Origin of the sequence: Paenibacillus elgii NBRC 100335 (assembly GCF_004000865.1) — a bacterium.
GTDB lineage: Bacteria > Bacillota > Bacilli > Paenibacillales > NBRC-103111 > Paenibacillus_G > Paenibacillus_G elgii.
The window spans coordinates 179,166-199,536 of sequence record NZ_BIMB01000005.1; the positions used below are offsets into that span (position 1 = coordinate 179,166).

17 protein-coding genes are annotated in these 20,371 nt (G+C 51.7%); 3 read left to right on the plus strand and 14 right to left on the minus strand.

What is annotated here, in order from left to right; all coding sequences use genetic code 11:
* The 6 genes from PEL01S_RS05875 to galU are packed head-to-tail and all read right to left on the minus strand — an operon-like array spanning position 1 to position 5,342.
* Positions 1 to 648 carry a CpsD/CapB family tyrosine-protein kinase gene (locus PEL01S_RS05875; RefSeq protein ID WP_127459687.1) on the minus strand — a complete coding sequence of 216 codons (648 nt, stop codon included), beginning with the start codon at positions 646 to 648 and terminating at the stop codon, positions 1 to 3.
* Positions 632 to 1,360: a YveK family protein gene (locus PEL01S_RS05880; RefSeq protein ID WP_127459688.1), complete on the minus strand. Its 729-nt coding sequence runs from the start codon at positions 1,358 to 1,360 to the stop codon at positions 632 to 634. The genes PEL01S_RS05875 and PEL01S_RS05880 overlap by 17 nt, the downstream gene beginning before the upstream one ends.
* Before the next feature lie 23 nt (positions 1,361 to 1,383).
* Positions 1,384 to 2,799: a UDP-glucose dehydrogenase family protein gene (locus tag PEL01S_RS05885; protein WP_108530529.1), complete on the minus strand. Its 1,416-nt coding sequence runs from the start codon at positions 2,797 to 2,799 to the stop codon at positions 1,384 to 1,386.
* 11 nt (positions 2,800 to 2,810) lie between these two features.
* The gene (locus PEL01S_RS05890) at positions 2,811 to 3,788 is read right to left on the minus strand and encodes a UDP-glucuronic acid decarboxylase family protein (protein WP_127459689.1); all 978 of its coding nucleotides are present in this window, start codon (positions 3,786 to 3,788) and stop codon (positions 2,811 to 2,813) included.
* 16 nt (positions 3,789 to 3,804) lie between these two features.
* The gene (locus tag PEL01S_RS05895; RefSeq protein WP_127459690.1) at positions 3,805 to 4,431 is read right to left on the minus strand and encodes a sugar transferase; all 627 of its coding nucleotides are present in this window, start codon (positions 4,429 to 4,431) and stop codon (positions 3,805 to 3,807) included.
* Between the two features lie 20 nt (positions 4,432 to 4,451).
* The gene (gene galU / locus PEL01S_RS05900) at positions 4,452 to 5,342 is read right to left on the minus strand and encodes a UTP--glucose-1-phosphate uridylyltransferase GalU (protein WP_063182256.1); all 891 of its coding nucleotides are present in this window, start codon (positions 5,340 to 5,342) and stop codon (positions 4,452 to 4,454) included.
* A gap of 285 nt (positions 5,343 to 5,627) precedes the next feature.
* On the opposite strand from galU, the gene PEL01S_RS05905 reads away from it, so the two are divergent.
* Together PEL01S_RS05905 and PEL01S_RS05910 are read left to right on the plus strand one after the other, a co-directional pair.
* Positions 5,628 to 5,993: a helix-turn-helix domain-containing protein gene (locus PEL01S_RS05905; protein WP_010496251.1), complete on the plus strand. Its 366-nt coding sequence runs from the start codon at positions 5,628 to 5,630 to the stop codon at positions 5,991 to 5,993.
* 62 nt (positions 5,994 to 6,055) lie between these two features.
* Positions 6,056 to 7,414 (plus strand): glycoside hydrolase family protein, encoded by a 1,359-nt coding sequence (locus tag PEL01S_RS05910; protein WP_063181302.1) that lies wholly within the window; start codon positions 6,056 to 6,058, stop codon positions 7,412 to 7,414.
* 74 nt (positions 7,415 to 7,488) lie between these two features.
* Here PEL01S_RS05910 and PEL01S_RS05915 read toward each other — a convergent pair whose 3' ends face one another.
* The 7 genes from PEL01S_RS05915 to PEL01S_RS05945 all read right to left on the minus strand — a co-directional run bounded on the left by PEL01S_RS05915 (position 7,489) and on the right by PEL01S_RS05945 (position 18,160).
* Positions 7,489 to 9,351, minus strand: coding sequence for a polysaccharide lyase family protein (locus tag PEL01S_RS05915; protein WP_127459691.1), 1,863 nt, complete (start codon positions 9,349 to 9,351; stop codon positions 7,489 to 7,491).
* Positions 9,352 to 9,378: 27 nt separating this feature from the next.
* On the minus strand, positions 9,379 to 9,816 hold the full coding sequence (locus PEL01S_RS05920; protein ID WP_127459692.1) for a hypothetical protein: 438 nt from the start codon (positions 9,814 to 9,816) through the stop codon (positions 9,379 to 9,381).
* A 154-nt stretch (positions 9,817 to 9,970) separates the two neighbouring features.
* Positions 9,971 to 11,173, minus strand: coding sequence for a glycosyl hydrolase family 28-related protein (locus PEL01S_RS05925; RefSeq protein ID WP_163767558.1), 1,203 nt, complete (start codon positions 11,171 to 11,173; stop codon positions 9,971 to 9,973).
* A 163-nt stretch (positions 11,174 to 11,336) separates the two neighbouring features.
* Positions 11,337 to 14,627: a discoidin domain-containing protein gene (locus PEL01S_RS05930; RefSeq protein ID WP_127459694.1), complete on the minus strand. Its 3,291-nt coding sequence runs from the start codon at positions 14,625 to 14,627 to the stop codon at positions 11,337 to 11,339.
* 227 nt (positions 14,628 to 14,854) lie between these two features.
* Entirely contained in the window at positions 14,855 to 15,415 is a 561-nt protein-coding gene (locus PEL01S_RS05935; protein ID WP_174806904.1) for an acyltransferase, read from the minus strand.
* A 172-nt stretch (positions 15,416 to 15,587) separates the two neighbouring features.
* On the minus strand, positions 15,588 to 16,829 hold the full coding sequence (locus PEL01S_RS05940) for a DUF1501 domain-containing protein (protein WP_127459695.1): 1,242 nt from the start codon (positions 16,827 to 16,829) through the stop codon (positions 15,588 to 15,590).
* Positions 16,830 to 16,843: 14 nt separating this feature from the next.
* Positions 16,844 to 18,160, minus strand: coding sequence for a DUF1800 domain-containing protein (locus PEL01S_RS05945; RefSeq protein WP_127459696.1), 1,317 nt, complete (start codon positions 18,158 to 18,160; stop codon positions 16,844 to 16,846).
* A gap of 217 nt (positions 18,161 to 18,377) precedes the next feature.
* Between PEL01S_RS05945 and PEL01S_RS05950 the strand changes: the two genes are divergently transcribed.
* The gene (locus PEL01S_RS05950; protein WP_127459697.1) at positions 18,378 to 19,259 is read left to right on the plus strand and encodes an AraC family transcriptional regulator; all 882 of its coding nucleotides are present in this window, start codon (positions 18,378 to 18,380) and stop codon (positions 19,257 to 19,259) included.
* 29 nt (positions 19,260 to 19,288) lie between these two features.
* Here the strand turns inward: PEL01S_RS05950 and PEL01S_RS05955 are convergent, their stop codons facing one another.
* Positions 19,289 to 20,362 carry a hypothetical protein gene (locus PEL01S_RS05955; protein ID WP_255320077.1) on the minus strand — a complete coding sequence of 358 codons (1,074 nt, stop codon included), beginning with the start codon at positions 20,360 to 20,362 and terminating at the stop codon, positions 19,289 to 19,291.
* Positions 20,363 to 20,371 lie beyond the last annotated feature (9 nt).

Here is a 20,371-nt window from a genome sequence, read left to right on the forward strand (position 1 = left end):
CTACGTTTCTGATTCCATAAACACAAATCCGATTAAACGAGCGTTCACTTGCTCGTGATTTTTCTTCCATTTTCGCACTTCGTCCAATTTTACAGTTTTATGCCTTACGGCAAGCACCACGCCGTCGCACTGGGCCGCCAGCATCAAGCTGTCCGTCGTCCACTCCGCAGCGGGCGAATCGATAAATACGAGGTCGTATTCGCCGGCGAGCTGACGCAAGGTCAGCCCCAACGTTTCCGAGGCCAGCAGCTCCGTCGGGTGCAGTCCCGTAACTTCTCCCGCCGGAAGAATGCTTAGCCCCTCGATATGGGTACGCACGACGGCGTTTTTTAACGGAAGTTGTCCCGTCAAAAGGTTGGAAAGCCCTTCTTCGTTAGAGATGTGAAAATAGTGGTGCTGAACCGGTTCGCGAAGGTTGGCGTCGATCAGCAGAACCTGCTTGCCCGCTTGGGCGAAGGAGACGGCCAAGTTAGCCGTCAACTGCGATTTCCCTTCCCTGGGCTTGATTGAAGAAATCAAGATGATGTTCTTGGCTTCATTCGTGCGAAACGAATATTCCAGCTTCGTACGAATGGACTTGTAATCTTCGGAGGCTTGCGCCTTCGGATTCGTCAGCGTAATTAAAGCGGTATTAACTGAGCTTGGCATACGTCGGATCACCAACTTTTCGATTCATTGTTTTCGCTTCCCGCCGTTTCCAATCTTTCTTGGTCGTGACGGATACGTTGCCTAAGGGGATCAAGCCGAGCTCGGCTTCCAAGACAGCCGGGTTTTTGATCGTATCGTCAAGCGTTTCTCTTGCAATAATAAAACCTACCGACAGCAGCAGCGATACCACAAACGCTAACAGAACGTTGATCAGCAGCTTCGAAGCCGCCTTCGGCGCTTCGCCGTCCGCCGGCCCGTCCGGGAGAATGTAAATGTTGTGCACCTGCATAATGTTCGCAACCTGCGATTGGAACACTTTGGCGACGGCATTTACAATCTGATTGCCGTACTCATAAGAGTTTTGCGTAATGGAAATGGTCAGCAGCTGAGAGTCCTTGGATGAAGTCACCTTCAGCTTCTTGGACAAATCCTCGGAGGATAGCTTCAGATCGGGGTATTCGGATACCGTTTTGTTAAGCACCGTAGGAGATTTAATCAATTCCTTGAACGTGTTAATTAACAAGATGTTGGTATTGACCGCACCCAAGTCCAGCTTGTCTCCGCTGTTTACGATGAGCCTGACGGACGACTCGTAAGAAGGGGGAAGAACTTTATACGTGACATAGAACGAAGTCAAGCAAGCAATAAGCACAAATGAGACGATCCACAGCAGTTTCTTTCTCACTGCCTGGATATAATAAACAAAATCCATACCCTACCTCCGAATGTTAGCTCTTATATGACCTCGGACAAGGCTCGGAACTGATGGTTTTCTTGAGAATTTCCGATACCGATGCCCTCGTAATGATAACCAAGCTGGTTCATCATTCCGGCCGACAGGAAGTTTCTGGTATCGAGTACATATTTATGATTCATACGGTTACCCATATCGCTCCACTGCAGCAGAGCGTAATCTTCCCAATGCGTCAGCAGCACAATGGCATCCGACTGGTCGGCCACCTCTTCCGCGGCATGGCAATACGTTACTGCCAAGTTCGGGTTGAAGACATGGAACATCTCCATTCCCTGCGGATCATGCACCTTGACGCTCGCCCCTTGGTTGATCATGCCTCTGATGATGAAGCTTGCTTGCGTATGGCGCGTATCGTCTGTGTTGGGCTTGAATGTAAGGCCCAGAACGCCGATCGTCTTGCCGTAAAGCGTCCCTAACTTCTGCTTCACTTTTTCAACAATATACGCATGCATTTCCAAGTTCGATTCCATGGCGGCTTTCACCACATTGAGCTCGCGCCCGTGCTTCCGGCTGGCAGCCAAAAACTCCGCCGTATCTTTCGGGAAGCAGCTTCCGCTCCACCCGCTGGATACTTGCAAAAATTTGTTGCCGATCCGCGAATCCAAGCCCATGCCTTTGGATACCTCCAGCACGTTGGCCTGCATGGCCTCGCATAGACGGGCAACTTCGTTGATATAGCTGATTTTGACGGCCAAAAAGGCATTGGACGCGTATTTGATCATTTCGGCGCTGCGGGTATCCGTCTCAAAATAAACGGGCAGACCGCTCTCCCGCTGCGGGTTGAAGCCCAACTGGCGAATAATTTCGTAAGGCTGCTCCAGGTCGATGAGCTTGCTGTACAGCTCTCTCATGATCGTTCTTGCCCGTTCGTTCAAAGTCCCGATCACGATCCGGTCCGGCAAAAATACGTCTTCTACCGCATAGCCTTCTCTTAAAAATTCAGGATTGCTGATGACGCTGAAGTGGACGTTGCTTTTCAGCCCCGAATGCTCTTCGACGATGGCACTGACATGCTCGGCCGTTCCGACGGGAACAGTCGATTTATTGACAATGACCGTATAACCGTCAGGCTTTATGGTTTTGGCAATATTGATAGCCGCTCCTTCGATATATTTCAGATCGGCGCTCCCGTCCGGCCTTGACGGCGTACCTACGCCAATAAACACGACATCCGCTTCCGATACCGCATCGTACTCGACCGAAGCGTTCAGTGTAGTTCCGGCATACGTTTTAATCAAGGTGTCCAAGCCAGGCTCGAAGATCGGGCTCTTGCCTTCGTTAATCGCCTGCACCTTGGATTGATCGATATCGATGACGGTCGTCTGATAACCAAGCGCAGCAAAAGCCGCTCCGGTAACGCTGCCGACATAACCTGCTCCTATGCAAACAACTCTCATGGTTTGCCTCCTTATACGACGTTTTGTTTCATGTCAGCTTCATGCTTCGCCCGATAAGCGTCAATCGTTCGTAATAACCCCTCTTCCAATTCAATGATCGGTTCCCAATTCAGCAATCGCTTTGCTTTTTCGATGTTGGGACGGCGAACCTTCGGATCGTCTACGGGTAGCTGGTGGAACGTAATGTTACTGTCGGTATTGGCTAATTTCTTTATCAACTGGGCCACTTCGAGAATTTGGTACTCTTTCGGATTGCCGATGTTAATAATTTCGCCTGTAGCCAGATCGCTCTCCATCATCATTTGCAGACCGCGAATATTATCGTCTACATAACAAAAAGACCGGGTCTGCGTTCCGTCGCCATATACGGTCAAGTCTTCCCCGCGAATGGCCTGGGATACGAAATTCGAAATGACTCTTCCGTCATCGTTCCGCAAGCCGGCGGAATACGTATTGAAAATTCTCGCTACCTTCACTTCCACGCCATAGCGTTTATGGTATTCGTAGCAGTAAACCTCGCCGAGTCTCTTCGCTTCGTCATAGCAAGCGCGAGGGCCCCAAGTGTTCACATTGCCCCGGTATTCCTCAGGCTGAGGATGCACCTCCGGATCGCCGTAGGCTTCGCTGGTGCTCGTATACAGCATTTTCGCTTTCGTAGCCTTGGCCAGCTCCAGCATATTTTGAGTTCCCAGCGTATTCACCCGCATTGTGCCAATAGGATCGTTTTGGTAGAATTTGGGTGATGCAGGGGACGCTAAATGATAAATTTCGTCAACATGTCCGATTTTCCCAAGCTCTGCCGATACGTCTGCCGAAATATCCATTAATAAAAACTCAAAATTCGGATGGGTCAATTCCTGATGCAAATTCGAGATTAATCCGGTAGACAGCACATCGATGCCGATGACATGGTGGTTTTGCTCAAGCAAGCTCCGCGTAAGATGAGAGCCGAGAAAGCCGGCCGCCCCGGTGATGACAATTCTTTTCATGACAATTCTCCTATTCTTAATGAGTATTGCTCTTGATCATGACACGCAGCGTGCCGAAAATGATTTTGATATCCAACCAAAACGAAGCGCGTTTAATATAATACAGGTCATGGTGCAAATTTTCGTGAATCGGCGCTTTGCGGTCCTCGCTAATTTGCCAGAGCCCCGTAATTCCCGGTTTGACGGAGAAACGTCCGTTTTCTTTGTCCGTATAGTATTGTTCGACGATAGACTTCTGCTCGGGACGAGGACCGATAAAGCTCATATCCCCTTTTAAAATGTTAAACAGCTGCGGCAGCTCGTCGAGGCTTGTTTTGCGGATGAATCTTCCGACCTTGGTTATCCGGGGGTCCTGATCGTTCTCGGGAGACCTTCCTTCGCGGGCAACATGCGTATACATGGATCGGAACTTGTAAATGACAAAAGGCTTGCCGCCTTTCCCGATGCGGTTCTGCTTGAAAACGACCGGGCCCTCCGACTCTAGCTTGATGAGAATGGCAACCATGATCAAAACTGGGAGCAGAAATAGGATAAGGGCAATGCTTAAAATCAGATCGATCGCTGTCTTTACATACTTTACATACAAGTCGGACGACTTGGTTATATCGTCTTCCACCGAGTCTTGATAAGTCGCGGAGTCCAAGTAAAACCCTCCCTCCTTACTTAAACAACAATCTTTTCAATTTTTAAATCTTTGGCGATGTCCTGCAAATAGATCCCGAACTCTTCCTTCAGCTCCCGGTTTCTTAGCGCGTATTCGACGGTGGCTTTCAAAAAGCCAAGCTTGCTTCCTACGTCGTAAAGCGTTCCTTCATATATATAGCTGTAAATGGATTCCCGCACACTCAACTCTTTTAAAGCGTCTGTAAGTTGGATTTCCCCGCCAACGCCAGGCGCTGTATGTTCCAAAATATCAAAAATGGCCGGACTCAAAATATATCTTCCCGAAATCGCCAGATTCGAAGGCGGATCTTGCTTCGGCTTCTCGACGAGATTATGGACCAAATGCACGCGGTCCTCGATACGTTCCGAGACAACTACCCCGTAATTTTGTACTTCGCTCCAAGGCACTGGCTCGACGGCAATGACCGAACCGCCCGTTTCATTATACACATCTATCATTTGTTTCAAGCAAGGCACGCTATGATCGATAATCATATCGCCGAGCAGCACCGCAAAAGGCTCATCCGCAATAAACTTTCTTGCGCTCCAGATCGCATGGCCAAGGCCTAAAGCTTCTTTTTGCCTTACATAGTGAATATCTACCATATTCGTGATTTCTTTCACGATATGAAGAAGATCGTTCTTTTGTTTGCCTTCGAGAGTGATTTCAAGTTCAAAGTTTTTGTCAAAATGATCCTCGATCGACTTTTTGCTGCGTCCGGTCACGATGATGATATCTTCGATTCCCGACTGGATCGCTTCTTCTACGATATATTGAATGGTAGGTTTGTCGACGATAGGCAGCATTTCTTTGGGCATGGCTTTCGTTGCCGGTAAAAAACGGGTACCTAGGCCGGCAGCCGGAATAACAGCCTTTCTAACTTTTTTCATGAAATCCACTCCATTATTTTTATATTGAAAAAATGTTGCCCGAGGCATCTAACCTCTCCTCACGTCACACTCTCGACGATCTACGTCTAAGGTTGAGCCAACCCACAGCATGACCGAGTACCTCCGTTGATAACGGTAAGGAGATATCACCGAAAAATGAAAGCCGTTGAAAATGTTGATACGTATTGTAACATTTATGGTTCTAATTTATAATACATTTTGTATCAAGTCAATTGTTATTTTTTCACCATTTTCATGTTTTTATTTTGTTGAGGAGTGATTTCGATGCAATATGACACCAGGATTGCGGCTTTGCGGGATAAGAGCGGCTTCACGCAAGAGGAGCTGGCGGATCTGCTTGGAATATCGCGGGCGTCCTTGTCACACTATGAAAAAAACCGCAGAAAACCGGACTTTCAAACCTTGACAAGACTAGCGGATTTTTTTAAAGTAACAATAGATTACTTAATTGGGCGGCCTCCCCAGTGGTTTTTTCAAACCGAAATTCGGGAATTCGTCGATTGGAATCAGCTGGATAACGAAGAGATGTTTCGCTTGTTCGACCTGCGTTGGGATGGTCATCTTTTAACCGAAGCCGAGACCAAAAGAATGATTGACCTCGCGCTGCAACCGCGAGTCTTGAAGCAATGATACCGGCCATTCTGTTACACTTGTCGTCCATGTCCAACTCCATAAAAAAAAGGACGGGGAATATGTATCTACTAGCCGCTAAGACGATGATTCCGTTCTTGTTGCTCACTGGTCTGGTTACGAATTCTGAATTAAGCTCTCCTTCGATTATCGAAAAGCCGGCGCCCGAGCGAAAGGTCGCGTCCCTCTTGGGGGGCGGCAATTTCACCAACGAAGCGGCGCATTCTACGAACGACCTGACTTACATGCGCAAATTAAATATAAGCTGGGCACGGCTTAATCTATACCCGCAGTACTATTACAGCAAGCAGTCCCCTAAGACCGACTCGATTGAGAAAGTCATATCGGACATGTACAGCCATAAGATCACGCCCATGATTTTGTTCGAATATTACGGAAGCTACGAGAAAAAAGGCATTCCCATCGGAGATTATTCGAAATGGTTTTCCATTGGACAAGCCTATGCGGAAACTTATCGGCCGGGGGGAACGTGGGCTGCGGAGCGTGGCATCAAGGATTGGGGAGTTACGGTATTTTCTGCTTTTAACGAGCCCGATGTCGAAAGAACCATTCCTTACGAGAAATACTATCAGGCTTTAAAGGGATTAGCCGACGGCGTACATTCCGTCGATCCCGATCTCAAGGTCATTCCGGGCGGGTTCAGCTCTCAGAACGCTTTCTCCGACTGGTCCTTGAAAGGCTATGGTCCTGCCATCGCCGAGCTATTGAATAACGGGACCTTGGACGGACTAGACCTGCATACGTATTATGACGATAAATACGCTCCGATTTTGGGAACTTACAAGAACTCGGCGCAGAACAATTTTGACCAAATCAAAAAAAGGCTCGGCCTGACCCGGGATATTCATTTCTATTCGACGGAGTTCAATGTCAAGCAAAGCAAGCCGCCGCACAGCGCGCAAACGGAAGAATATTTGGCCAAGCAGTTTTTAACCGCCATTTGGGACAATCTTGGGGTTGTGAAGAACGACGGCCATACTCCCGCCACTCAATTCGCTATGCCGTGGAGTCTGCTGCAGACCGGACAAGAAGACAAGCTCTACGGGATGCGTACGGAGCACGAAGGGAGCGCTTCTCAGACCGTTTCCCGGACAAAGGTGCTGCAGCTGGTGACGGAAGTGACGGCAGACGCCTCGTTTGAATATCTCGATCCGAAGAAAAAGGGAGAATATGTTTTGACAAGCCCCGGCAAGAAAATATGGGTCTGGCAAAACGTTAAAGGCTGGAGCAACCGTACGGGACCTACTTATCAAATCGATAATATCCCTAGCGGAGCCAAAGAACTGGCCGTCTACCGGTGGAACGGGTTGAACGAAGTCATCCCTCTTGATGATGGCAAGCGCACGGTCACGTTGAACAATTTGAATCAAGACGAAACCTATATGTTTGTTGCGCGATAACCGCTTCATGAAGAAAACAGACGTCCTGAAAATCACTTTCATCATTTCAGAACGTCTGTTTTTACTTTTTTTGCTCACTCGCCCGGCTTCCGGTTCAGAATAGTTTGCACCGAGTCTCCGGCGGGTAAATTCACCTGAAATTCGGCCCAGGGCGAAGCTTTAACGTTCACCTGCTGAACGGCGTCGCGGTACGTCTCTCCCGGACCGATCCGTTCTCCGTGATAGTCACCTTTCGAGGGCATTTTCACCCGGACACGCACCGATTGCGGCGAATCTTCGAAATTGACGAAATTGACAAGCAGCTTATCGGAGGTTGCTCCGGAGCCGGGAAGCGGTGCCAAATAACTGGTGTCTACCGCACGTACATACACTTTTTTATCCTTGACTTCCGAATGGTTCATGATTTCAAAGCTGAGCGGTTTACCGTGGGTCGCATAAGCCAAGGCCAAACGTCTGAAGATCTTCACCCTGCTGTCCTGATTGCCGGGAAACGAATAACTGCTCGTAGCTGCCGGATCGTGTGATTTGAAGTCAAAATCATGGCGGAACAGTTCGTAGTTTTTATAGAATGCCGCGTGCTGGATAAAAATATCGCTGAAGCCGATATGGGCTCTTAAAATACGGTCGAATACGGCCGCTTGCTTCTGGCTGGCGCCATATGCGGGAGGGTCCAGATGGGTGTTGGTCGTTCCGACTTCCGTGTTAAGCATTTTTTTGGGAAGTCCGTCCTCATCCGAGCCTAATGTCCGCAGGTTTTCAACAAAGCTTCCTCCTTCGTTATCCGCATAAGACGTCCCATATGCATGACCGTTCGTAAGATCCGTAAGATCCTCCAGCTCTTTTCTTTGCAGCGAGTCCCGCTCCCAGCCGTACGGTTCGCCTCCCGTAGATTTATAAGACCATCCCGGTGAAACGATCTGCAGATGGGGACTGTAAATCGACCGGTGCTCGGACAGCCATTGGGCCACGGCGACATTGACAGCTTTGGAACGCTCAAACAAGCCGGGCTCATTATCCACCTCGTAATATTGAATGTACCGGCCATACTGCTTGAGAAAGTCCGTCAGCTTCGCTCCGGCGTCAGCCGGCAAGCCTCCGTCCGGGTCGAGCGTTATATTTTTGGTGTAGAGGTACAGCGCAACGGCACCTGTGTTGTACTCCTTTAACGTAGCATAGTAATTTTTCATGTCCGAACAAGAATTTCCGACATTCGAAAAGCATCCTGCGCGAACGATATTTCCACTATATGCGATACCGAGCCATTTTAGAACATAAGGCAAATGCCGCGTGGCCCCCGTATCGAAGTAATAATCGTTCGAAGCGACTCCGGTCCCCATTTGGATATAGCGGCCGTGCACCGGTTCATTGGCAGGCTCCGTCAGCGACTCCAGCTCCAAGTAGTCCCACGACCAATATAAGTGAGGGTCTTCTTTATTGGAACAATAAAGGCAGCGCTCGGCCCCCAGCCTAAGCTCGTTCTGCCCCTGCTTCAGCTGCTCCTTGGGAATATACAGCTCATAAAGCTTTTTATACTTATAAGGGCTCTTCTCGCCGATTCCGGCAATTTGGATCATACCGGACAACGTCCCGTTTGAGAAAACCGACATTTGAGGCACGGCTTTGGAGGCGGACAAAACCCTGAACTTAAAATTCACGCCATGCTCGGGAATTTGATTTAACGTATAACGAATGGATAAATTGCGTGTAATCGAGGCGTCCAACCCTGCGGGAAAATCGCTCCACACCGCTTGAGACGATCCTTGGTTCACCTGATACTGGAGCTTATCCACGGTCAGATTAGCGGCGAACTCCTGCTTCGAGTCGTCCTCCACCCCGATTCTCCAAATGCGGGGGTCTTGCTCGGGCCATTGCAGCGTAAATCCGGACAGCAGCAGCAATCCTGCAAGAATAAGCATGATGCCTGCTTTTTTTAACATGAATCCCTCCGTACGGTCCAAATTCGATTATAACTGAATATCAATATGCGCCGAGCCCATCGGGGCTTCGAAGAGATGATAGCTCTCGCGAACCTTCCGGCAGTCCGCCACATGCTTGATCAGCCATTTCCATGCGGATTCGGTTTCGGGCTCCAGATGAAGCTCCACATTATAGACAAGCTCCGAATCGTTCATTCGGTTCACGCCGTCAACCCGGCCTTCCAAAGCAACCACCTGATCCGATGTCGAAAGCTCGATTCCGATCACCAGCTCCGTTTGCAGCGGCAGCAGCAAGGCCGAAGCGAACGAAATTCGGTGTTCCTCCATCACAATAATACGAATAGGAGCAAATTTGGTAATAACCGGCGTGCGGTTTAATTGTTTAATGGTCATTAAAGCGTGGCCTGCAAATGACGGATCATCCATTTCAACAGCAGGATCGGCAAGTTCATCATTGGTAATCAATTCGGGCCCTCCTTCGCTTCTTGTGTTCACCTGATACAATTCGGATGAAGTTTTCCAGGTAACTGCTTATATAATTTAATTTATGTTACAATATGTATCGTTGTCAAGTTGATTATGAAAAAAGCCGCCGAAGAGTTTCCCGGCAGCTCGCAGCCTATAACGTTTGCACGACTTTCCACGTTTTTCCCCAATCCGTTGAAATTTGCAATTGATTGTTCAGCGAACGAAGCAATACATTTCCCAGTACAATTTTGGAAGCGTAATTGGATCGGCCGATGCCGGTCCCCAGTTTGATTTGAGACACCTCCAGCATGGTCAAGCTGGTATCCAGGGACGGATAATTTAAGAACGAGGCGCGGTTCATTTCGGTGCCCAGCTCGTAGATGGAAAAAGCGCTGTACTCTCCTTCAATCACAATCGGCGGCCCGGAATGCGGCCCGCGAACGGTATTATTTTCGAATGTAAATTGACTGGACTGGGCTCTTTGCTGCTTCAAGATCCCAAGCGCATCCGTGCCTGAATTGGCAAGAAACGAGCAGCCTCTGACCGCCATGTTTGTTTTATCGAAGGCCCGGAGTGCCCACACATGTTTATAGCCCTCAAAGTCAATTCCATCGAAGATGATATTCGCCGTTCCGCCGATCGCGCCGGTTACCAGATCTTTGCCTATCACCACGATTCCCAAATTATCGTCGGGCGCGGTCAGCCCGAAGCCGGCCGATAATTGTCCGCCCCAAAAGTGGAACCCGCCCGAAGCCGGAGAAATATGGACAGCCGCCTTCGTTCCGCCTAACCAACAGTTATAAAATTGAAGATCGTTGCCGCTTTGAAAGCCCGATCTCAAGTTCAAAGCAACCGTGTTCCAGTTATACTGCGCCCGCAGATTGAAAAAGACCGAGCCAAAGCAATTGTTGATCAAATCAAAGGCGATGGGAAATCCGTCCGACTGTACATTGCGCACCTCAAATTGGCGGATGCCGTTTAATTTCACGCCGGCGGTTACCCCCTGCGGCTGCTTCACAGGCCCAAGAAAATAAATGTCCCGGAGAAAACCTCCCAAACTTTGGTTATTCATATTGGCTCCGGGTCCTATCAAAATGCAGTCGTAGTCCGTGCTTAACGTTTTAATGACGGTATTGGTCCCCCCGGCTCCATAGATCATGACGTTGCTTCCCTTCGCGATCAACGGCCCCGAGGTCTGATAAGTTCCCGGAGGAACATAGCAGGGGAGCTTTTTCTGAATGGCTGCCGCAAACGCCGCATTGAGCGCGTTGGTCGAATCGTATTTCGCATTTTCTTCTATTGGAATTGCACCATAATCTCTCGCATTCACGATCATTGTCGTTACATCGCCCACCGTATGTTCCACTCCTTTTTTTCTGCTATTTTCATTCCGGTTCATTTTATTCTCGCTCTGGTCTTTTGGCTTGGACGATGCACTAGACTTGGCCGTATCCCACGACAAAAAGGAGCTGATCCAAAGTCTTTGCAGACCTTGAGGAACAGCCCCTGAAGGGTGATTACTTATAAACATTGAACTCATGAATAGACCAGAAAACGCCGGCTTGTCCGGTTTGAACGATTCTCACATATCTCGCGGTTTGCGGCGGGAAGCGAACCGTTGTCACAATGCTGCCTGCACCGGAGGCTATAGGCGCTCCCCACTGCTCTCCATCATTGGACACGTACACCTGATAGCCTCTGGGGAAGTCAAGCACGGAATTCCCCGCATCCAGCACGATTTTGGAAAATGTTTTCCGGGCCCCCATATCCACTTGGAAACTTTCGCCGCCTGCCTGACGCGCTCCCGTATCCCATCGGGTGAACATCTTATTGTCGATCGCAAATTGATGATTCGTGCCGCTTCCCGAGCTTTTCCAGCCATCCTTATCCAGCGAATCGCAAAATACGTAAAGATCATCCACGCTCCACGGGCTTCCGCCCGTATTGACGATTTTGATATACCTGGCCTTTTGTTGAGGCATCGTTATGGTCGTGATTGGGCCGCCTGTGCCCGATTGAACAGGATTCCCCCAAGCGGCGCCATCCGTCGATACGTACAAGCTGTAATTTTGCGGGTAAGCATTCGGCCCGCGGGAAGCGTCCAGCACGATTCGGTCAAACTTTTGCAGCTCTCCCATGTCTGCCACAATCGCTTGCGTTCCGGCGAATTCCAGGCTGTCGCTTTGCTCATGCAAGCCGGCCAACGATCTTCGTCCGGCATTTACCCCCGAGATGGTCCAGCCCGTTCGGTCTAACGAACTGCTGTACACATTCAATTCATGCACGGACCAGAACGTGGGACCTCTGCCGGTTTGGACGATTTTCAGATATCTGGCTGTCTGCGGAAAAGGAAGCTCCATCGTTGTTACAACGTTTCCCTCCCCTTGGGATACGGGCTCCCCCCAATTCCTGCCATCGCTCGAAACATACATTTCGTATTGGCGCGGGTAATCATGAGGCGAGGCTTCGGTGTCCAGCACCACTTTATCGAATGTCCGGTTCGACTGCATATCGATAATGAAGTATTGTCCCGCTTCCTGAGGAGCTCCCGTATCAAACCGCGTCACAGGCGAACCGTCCAGCATCTCCTGCCCGGTTGGCTTCCCCATCGAAGTCGTAACCGTCCAGTCGCTCCGGTCCAAAGCCACCGAAGACGAAGGAATGATTTCCATTGGCTGAGGGTGTCCGCCGGCCCCGTTCGTTCCGACAGCTTGAACGGCATAATAATATACGGTATCGTTTTTCACCGTTGTATCCTTGAAGGAATTGGCAGCCAGCCGGGCTGCGACAGCATCATAAGGTCCTTCCTGGGCCGTCGAACGCAGCACGTTGTAAGAAACGGCCCCTTCCGACTCCAGCCAAGTTAGCTCGACGCTTTTGTAGCCGACCGATTGGTTTAAAATCACGGGCGCCTCAGGAAGCGCGCTTCCTTTTTCATCCAATATATATTGCACCGATTCGCCGGGACCTAAATTGACCGATAAGCTTATGGCGGGGTTCGCAGCTAGGCCGGTGACATAAGTTCTGGCGGCTTCATATGTATCCCCTGCACCGATGCGGTCGCCCTCGTATACGGCTTGCTTAGGCATCACAATTCGGGCGCTGACGGTCTGCGGCGACGATTCGAAGTTCACAAAATTAACCAATATTTTGTTTGATGCTGCGCCGCTTCCGGGGAGCGGTTTTAACGTTGACGTATCGACTGCCCTGACATACACTTTTTTTCCTAAGAGCGAATCTCGGTTGTTGAGCGTATATGACAGCGGCTTTCCGTGCGTAGCGTAGGCGAGCGCAATTCTCCGCATCGTTTTCACACGGGAATCCTGCCCTTCGTCGTGGTAAAAAATTTCCGTCTTCGCCGGGTTATGCGTCTTCATGCTCGAAAAGTCCGTTTTGAATAAGGAGTAATCCTGAAAAAACGCCGCATGCTGCGTGAAATAGTCGGCGAATCCGACATGGGCTCTCGCATTGCGGTCAAACACGGCAGCTTTGCTGGCCGCGCCTTCTCCGACCACAGGGTCGGTCAAATCGTCCTTCGTGCCAAATTCGGTAGCGAACATCGGCTTCGCAAGACCGCTGGCTCCGACGCCCACCGATTTTATATTTTCCACGAGACTGCCGCCCGCGTTATTGGCATAGGAAGTCCCGTAGGCATGCCCGTTTGTGAAGTCCGTCAAGTCTTCGACGGCTTTTCTTTGCTTCGGGTCCCGCTCCCATCCGGCGGGAATGCCGCGTTTATCGTCGTAGGCCCATCCGGGAGAGACGATTTTCAGATGCGGGGCGAGCGCAGCGCGATGATTTTTCAACCACCGGGCAATTGCGATATCGACATCTCTGGAGCGGTTGAACAACCCCGGCTCGTTGTCGACCTCGTAAAACTGGATTTTCGAGCCGTAGCTTTTGAGATAGTCGGAAAGGACGTTTTGCGCCTCCGACGGAAGACTGCCGTCCGGATTGAGCGTAATGTTGCCGGTATAGAGATGCAGCGCAATCGCGCCGGTATTCAACTGGCGGAGCTTGTCCAAATAAGCGGACATGGCCGAACAGGAATTACCGACGTTCGAGGCGCATACCGTTCGAACGTAGTTGCCGCTATAAGCGATTCCTAGCCACTTGAGAATATAAGGCAGGTGATTGACCGCTCCCTCATCGTAATAAGCCTGATTATTTTTCACATTCGTACCGAGATGAACGTATGAGCCGTGAATCGGCTCCGCAGCCGGCTCTTCCAGCGCTTCCAGCTTCATGTAATCCCATACCCACCACAAATAAGGATCTTCGCTGGCCGAGCAGTACAGACACCGGCTGGCCTCCAAGGTAATCGTATTTTGCCCCGGCTGAAGCATCTCCTTGGGGATATACAATTCATAGACTTTATTGTAGGAGACAGCGCTTGTCGTCCCTCCTACCCCTGCAATTTGAATCATTCCCGCAAACATTTGATTGGAGTAAACAGCCAACTGCGGAACATACTTATGGGCGTCCAAAATGTTGAAGGAAAATTTAACGCCGTTGGGAGGAATTTGGGCTAGTGGATAAGCCAGCGTCATGACGGGGTTTTGGCTGCGGTTCAAGCCTTTCGGTATGTCGCTCCAATCCGTTCTGCTCCGCCAGTCTTCCGGAACCGGAACTTCCTTGGCGCTGCCTGCCGGATAGCCGGCAAATTCGGCGCTGGATTGATCCGCCTTTCCAATCATCCATAAGACTGAGTCAGCCGCACGGGCGACACTGCTTTCATGGGGCCCGAGGTACAAAAGAAACAGTGCAAGAAACAACAGAATCGGGAATTTAATCCGGTAAAAGTCCACCCCAAATTACCTCATTCCGATGTCATATTTTGTCGGTTTTTGCCTCCAATGGTTTCCATTTTACCATGTGGCTGGCAGCTGTCAACATCCGACAAAATGCATAGGAACAAGCTGCAAATGCACGACTTTACTCCTATCCGTTCGGTAACAAAGTGCGGCTTACAGCATATAAGCGCCGATAAAAAAAATCCTCGGATTCTCCAAATTCGGAAAATCCGAGGAAGGGATTACAAATGCCAATCGACATCGGTTTTAACGACCTTCGCCGGTACGCCGGCTACGACTGTACGCGGAGGTACATCGTGAGCCACGACGGAACCGGCGGCTACAATCGCGCCGTCGCCGATCGTAACGCCTTTCAAGATCGTGGCTTTGCACCCGATCCATACATGATCGCCGATGATGACCGGCTTCGTATTCGGCCGCCCGTCCATAATCGTATGGTAATCCGTGTCCATGATCGAAACGTCCCAGGAGATCGCGCAATGACTGCCGACACGGATATGTTGTTTGCACATGAATTCGGTTCTCCGGTTGATAAACGTTTTGTCACCAATTTCAACCGTCGCTCCGGGAGCGTCCAGGTAAAAGCCGACCCCCGCATGCAGCAGCACATGATTGCCTATGACGAGATTCGTATTTTTTAATTCCGAGCGGTGCACCTTTCCGCATACCCTGAACATTTTCCCGCATTTTTGCACATGTCTGCGAAACAATAATCCTAGAAAAAGTCTGTAAGCATATCGTACATACTCATAAAATGCCCGTTTTTCCTTGACATTCCCCATTGAATCAGTTCCCCGTATTATAAAATTTGTTTTGCTGTATAATGATACTTTTTGTATATTATATTATATTTTTGTTCCAAATTGTAGAGTTAATTTCGCCACACTTTGGCAGCACAAAAAAGGACCGGCTACGTTCATAGCGGTCCCTTGTTCCTATTCTATACCATGCAAGTTACACAAACCCGAGCCGTTCGTACGTTTTTCCAAGCACGCCCGCCGCATCGCCTTTGAGCCATTGATCAATGACAGTATAGTACACGGAGCGGAAATCGACCTGGTATTTCAGATCGCCGTTATCGAGATTCGTCAAGCTCGGCATTACGCCGTACAGTCCTCCCTTGATTTTGCCGCCGAGGATGAAGACAGGTGCCGCGGTTCCGTGGTCCGTGCCTCCGTTGCCGTTCTCTTTCACCCGTCGACCGAATTCCGAAAAAGCCATCGTCGCGACGCGATTCTCAAGACCTTGCGCTTCCAGATCCTCATAGAAGGCGCCGAGCGCTTCGTCCAGTTGCTTTAGCAGCCGCGCATGCAGCTCTTTCTCCTGAACGTGATCGTCGAAGCCGCCGAGCTGCAAATAAAAGACGCGCGTGCCGGAGTTGCCTGCGAGCATTTTGACGACAAGCTGAAGGTCTCTGGCAATGGCCGACTTCGGATATTCCACCTTAGCCTGGTATCCGCCCCCAAGCTGGTGCACCGCTTCGACGCTGTCATAAGCGTCCCGGCCGCGCTCGCAGGTTACGCGGATGACGGTACCTTGCCGCTTCGGGTCGTACATATCGAGGAACGCCTTGGCTAGCCGATTTTGCTCGGTCTTCGGCATTTTCGGGTCCAGGAAGGAGTACGTCTCCAGCGACTGGATCACCGGCACATTGACCGTTTCCGCTTGGAACGCCAACCCGCCCGCGCCGCTGCCGATCTGCAGCGCCTTCAGCGGATTGCCGTTCCGGCTTAACGACGTTGCCGCATACCGGCCGAGCCAGCCGGTGCGTCCCATCTTCTCCGGCTCCGCCGTCTGCCATATTTCCATGGAGCGAAAATGGGAATGGTCCGGCTTCGGGTAACCCACGCCCTGGACGATCGCGAGCTTGCCCCTTTGGTACAAACCGTGCAGCCGGGTCAGACTCGGGTGCAGCCCGACCTGATTGTCGATAGCCAGCACTTCGCTCTGCGTCAATCTCAGCGTCGGCCGTGCGTCGAAATAGCCGCCCACCCCGTAAGGGATAAGCGTATTGAGCCCGTCGTTGCCGCCCGACAGTTGAATGACGACGAGCACGGACGAATCGGAGCCGCCGTTATCCGCCTCTTGCGACCGGAGCGGCGAGCCGTTCTCGGCGAAGATCATCGGTCCCCCGAGTCCGAGCGTTGCCAGCAGAGCTGTGCCCTTGATTAGAAAATCTCTTCTCGTCAGCTTCATCGGCGTCACCCCTCCTATTTCATCTGCGCTTCCGGGCTGATCAGCACAAGCTGGAGCAGGCCCCGCATCCCGTTCGTCTTCTGGGCGGCATGGATGAACGTTTCATCCGCATAATTCGCCAGCACCGCAGACGTCTGCTCTCCCAGCTCCCGGACCCCGACGTTCAACCCGAACCGCTTCACCCACTGCTGCGGGGATGCGGAAGCCTCCAGCATGTAATCCTTCGCGCTAAAGTGGCCCTGGTTCAGCCGCTTGACGGCCGATTCCGCAAACTGGCAGCGCGCGAGCAGGTTGGCGGTTGTTAGCCAAGCCGTCCCGCCGCGCCAGCCGGCGACATTGGGCGGAAGATACAGCTCCTGTCCCATCTTGCGCAGCGCCTGCGCGTAGCCTCTGGCGATCGGCAGCTCCAGCGCTTTGGCGATGCCGGCAACGTATTCCGCCGGCGACTTGACCAGACCCCCTCGCAGCTCCGGCGCGTAGAAAGCATCGGAGAGAAAAAGCGACCGCAGCGTCTCGCCAATGTGGAAGCTTTTCGCGAACACCGCCGCCAGCCCGCTCACCCACTCATCCGACGGCTCGGCCGCCGCGAACCAAGTGAGCAGCTTTCGCGCTACCCAACGCGGGAGCGCTTGCTGCTCGAACAGCACCTCAACGAAGCCGTCCGCATCGAGAGGGCCGGTATGTCCGAGCACCGTCTTGGTCCCGCCATCATGCTGCTTGGCGTTGAAGTTGACTTGGTCTGTCTTTTTATCGTAGCTCCATCCGGTCAGCGCCCGCGCCGCTTCCTTCACGTCCTCTTCCGTATAATTTCCGATCCCGAGCGTGAACAGCTCCATCGCCTCTCGGGCGTAGTTTTCGTTCGGCTTGCCCTTGCGGCTGTAATTCGTATCCAAATACACCATCATCGCCGGATCTTTGCCAATCTCCCGCACCAGATCGCGAAAGCTGCCTAGCGCGTGACTGCGCAGCAGCTCGTTCTGCCGCACAATTAACGGCATCTCTCGGACCTTCTGGTATGAGGTGGTAAAATGGCCATGCCAGAACAGCGTCATTTTTTCGATTAAAGGAGCTTGCGTGTTGATCATCCGGTACAGCCAATAGGTCTGCTGATCGACGATCTGCTCTTGGTCCAGCGCTTTGCCGTCAGCGGTGATCCGCCCGATCGGCTCCGGCGAGAACATCCGGCCTGTCAGCGATTCTCCGGCGACGAGCCGCCGCACGGTCTCATCCTTCCCGAGCTGGACCGCCGCATTCACTTCGTCCCTCCCGGGAAAAAACGTCGCCCGGCTGAGCAAATGCGCCGCTTCCTTTTCCGTCCATTCTGCACTCATCTGTAGCACCGCCCTGCATGTCTTTATTCCTAATAATTGTTATTATATAGGACAAATGTTACAAAAGTATTTGCCTGATCATTCCAAATAAGAAAAAGCGCAAATAAAAAAACGCTTCAAATCGAAGCGTCCGTTCGGTACAATATAATGAAGTTTCGAATCCGCTTCGAATGCAAAGCGACTCGTCGGATTCGGCCGCAGCCAAGAGGTGATTCGCATGCGCTCTGATCTGATCATACGGGAACTGCCCATTGTCAAACAAGTGTTCCCTTATAAAGTACTGCCGCAAAAAAGTCCTTCCCAGTTTTATTCCCACTATCACGATGACGTGTTCGAGATTCTTCTGGTGCAGCAGGGGAGCGCCGAATTCCGCATAGGCGGGCAGCGGCTGACAGCCGTGCCCGGCGATATTTTCCTGATCAACGAGGGAGAAATTCACGAAGGCGGCACGCTGGACGACGGGGCGGAATACTGCGCGTTTCTGTTCGACCGGACCCGGATCGTTCATTCGCACGTCGCCCAATCGGATTACGCCGCCTCCTTAACCGAGCCGTTGTCCGTACCGGTGCATCTGCGCCCTGCCGACGCGCATTACGAACCCGTCGCAGCCCTGCTTCATCGCATTGCGGACGAGTACGACCGCAAGGAGACCGGCTTCGAGGTCGTCATCCAATCGTACATCACCGTGCTGATTACCGTGCTGACCCGTCTCTACGCAAGCCCCGGCCGCAGCGTTCAAGGAGAGGCCGCAGGCAAACGTAAGCTGGAGAAGCTGAAGGAAGTGCTCACCTTCGTCGAAACACATTACCGGGAAAAATTAACGATCGAGCGCGCCGCGCAAGTGGCCAACATGAGCAGCCATCACTTCTGCCGCGTATTCCGTGCAGCCGTCGGCAGAACGTTCATGGAATATGTCCACCTGCTGCGCATCAACAAGGCGGAAGAGCTCATCCGCGATACGGACTGGCCCATGACGACGATTGCCGAGGAAGTCGGCATTTGCGATGTGAATTATTTCGGGCGGCTATTTCGCAAATACAAGCGCTGCAGTCCGGCCCAGCTCCGCAAACACCGTTACGCCGGTCAGCCCCCGGGTTGACCGGCCTAAGCCTTCCGCTTTCCCCTATGTCACGATAAACGAAACTGCTCCAAGTCAGCGATATAGCCGGGAATACGCTCCTCCACCGCAGCTTTGTCGCCATAGCGCAGCATTGCTTCCTCCGTCATCTCGCGCTCCAGCAGCCCGATATGGTCGCAGGTCAGGTCCAGCAGCATCAGATATTGTTCCACGCGCAGCGCGTAGACCATCTCAGGATCGCCTTGCGCATACCCTTCGAGAACCCCGTCGGCGAACGCCCCGAGTAAAGGCCGGTACCGGTCGAACCGGTGACGCTCATACCGCGGAGAGCGGTGAAACGACGGAAACAACGTGTTGAAATTGTTCAACACGTTGCCGGTAAACGCGAAGCCGTCATAGACGATCGGCACCGGGTCGATTAAGCGAACCCCCGCTTCGCAAATAATGAGGTTTTCCGGCGAGACATCCCGGTTCGTCAAGCTTAATCTAGGCGTACGCCGCAAGCGGAACGGGACGATTTCTTCCAGCATTCGCTTCACGTCCACAGCTTCAATGCCATATCCCGCACGCTCCAGCCGTTCCCACGAGCCCAGATAACCCTCCGTATCCTCTACCCAATACGCGCGAAAATCCTGCTGATGATCGCCGGCCAATTTTCCGGCCTTCCAGTCCAGAAACCCGAATCCTTCCAGCTCAACGCTCACCTGATCCATATTCCGGAAAAATCGTCCGCACTGCGCTCCCCACCGGGCCGCTTCGGCTTCGTTCGCTGCTGCGAGCGACATGACGGGCCCGCTGTAGGTTTCGATCGTAAAGCTAAGCTCCGGACTTACATAATATGTATAATACTGAGGGCAAATGCCCTCGCTCACCCCGTTCGCCAACCGGTAGTATAATCCTCGGCCGCCATATTCGGCTCTCAGCTCCCGTTCGTTATACACAAACGGCTTCCCGTAGGAAAAAGGCTTCGGAAACCGCACCACCAAAGGTCCGGTTTCCGTCGTAGAGATCAGGTAAGCCTCATGCCATGCACCTTCCGCCAAATACGAGACCTGCAGCCCGTTTTTTCCGAGTCCGGCCAGTTGAAGCGCAGCTTCGATTCTTGCCTTGATTCCTACTTCCACTTTAGTTCC

Coding starts and splice junctions, on each gene's coding strand:
- PEL01S_RS05905 (WP_010496251.1), top strand. CDS start 5,628: ATGCAATATGACACCAGGATTGCGGCTTTGCGGGATAAGAGCGGCTTC.
- PEL01S_RS05885 (WP_108530529.1), bottom strand. CDS start 2,799: ATGAGAGTTGTTTGCATAGGAGCAGGTTATGTCGGCAGCGTTACCGGA.
- PEL01S_RS05945 (WP_127459696.1), bottom strand. CDS start 18,160: ATGAGTGCAGAATGGACGGAAAAGGAAGCGGCGCATTTGCTCAGCCGG.
- PEL01S_RS05940 (WP_127459695.1), bottom strand. CDS start 16,829: ATGAAGCTGACGAGAAGAGATTTTCTAATCAAGGGCACAGCTCTGCTG.
- PEL01S_RS05875 (WP_127459687.1), bottom strand. CDS start 648: ATGCCAAGCTCAGTTAATACCGCTTTAATTACGCTGACGAATCCGAAG.
- PEL01S_RS05880 (WP_127459688.1), bottom strand. CDS start 1,360: ATGGATTTTGTTTATTATATCCAGGCAGTGAGAAAGAAACTGCTGTGG.
- PEL01S_RS05890 (WP_127459689.1), bottom strand. CDS start 3,788: ATGAAAAGAATTGTCATCACCGGGGCGGCCGGCTTTCTCGGCTCTCAT.
- galU (WP_063182256.1), bottom strand. CDS start 5,342: ATGAAAAAAGTTAGAAAGGCTGTTATTCCGGCTGCCGGCCTAGGTACC.
- PEL01S_RS05950 (WP_127459697.1), top strand. CDS start 18,378: ATGCGCTCTGATCTGATCATACGGGAACTGCCCATTGTCAAACAAGTG.
- PEL01S_RS05915 (WP_127459691.1), bottom strand. CDS start 9,351: ATGTTAAAAAAAGCAGGCATCATGCTTATTCTTGCAGGATTGCTGCTG.
- PEL01S_RS05910 (WP_063181302.1), top strand. CDS start 6,056: ATGTATCTACTAGCCGCTAAGACGATGATTCCGTTCTTGTTGCTCACT.
- PEL01S_RS05935 (WP_174806904.1), bottom strand. CDS start 15,415: ATGGGGAATGTCAAGGAAAAACGGGCATTTTATGAGTATGTACGATAT.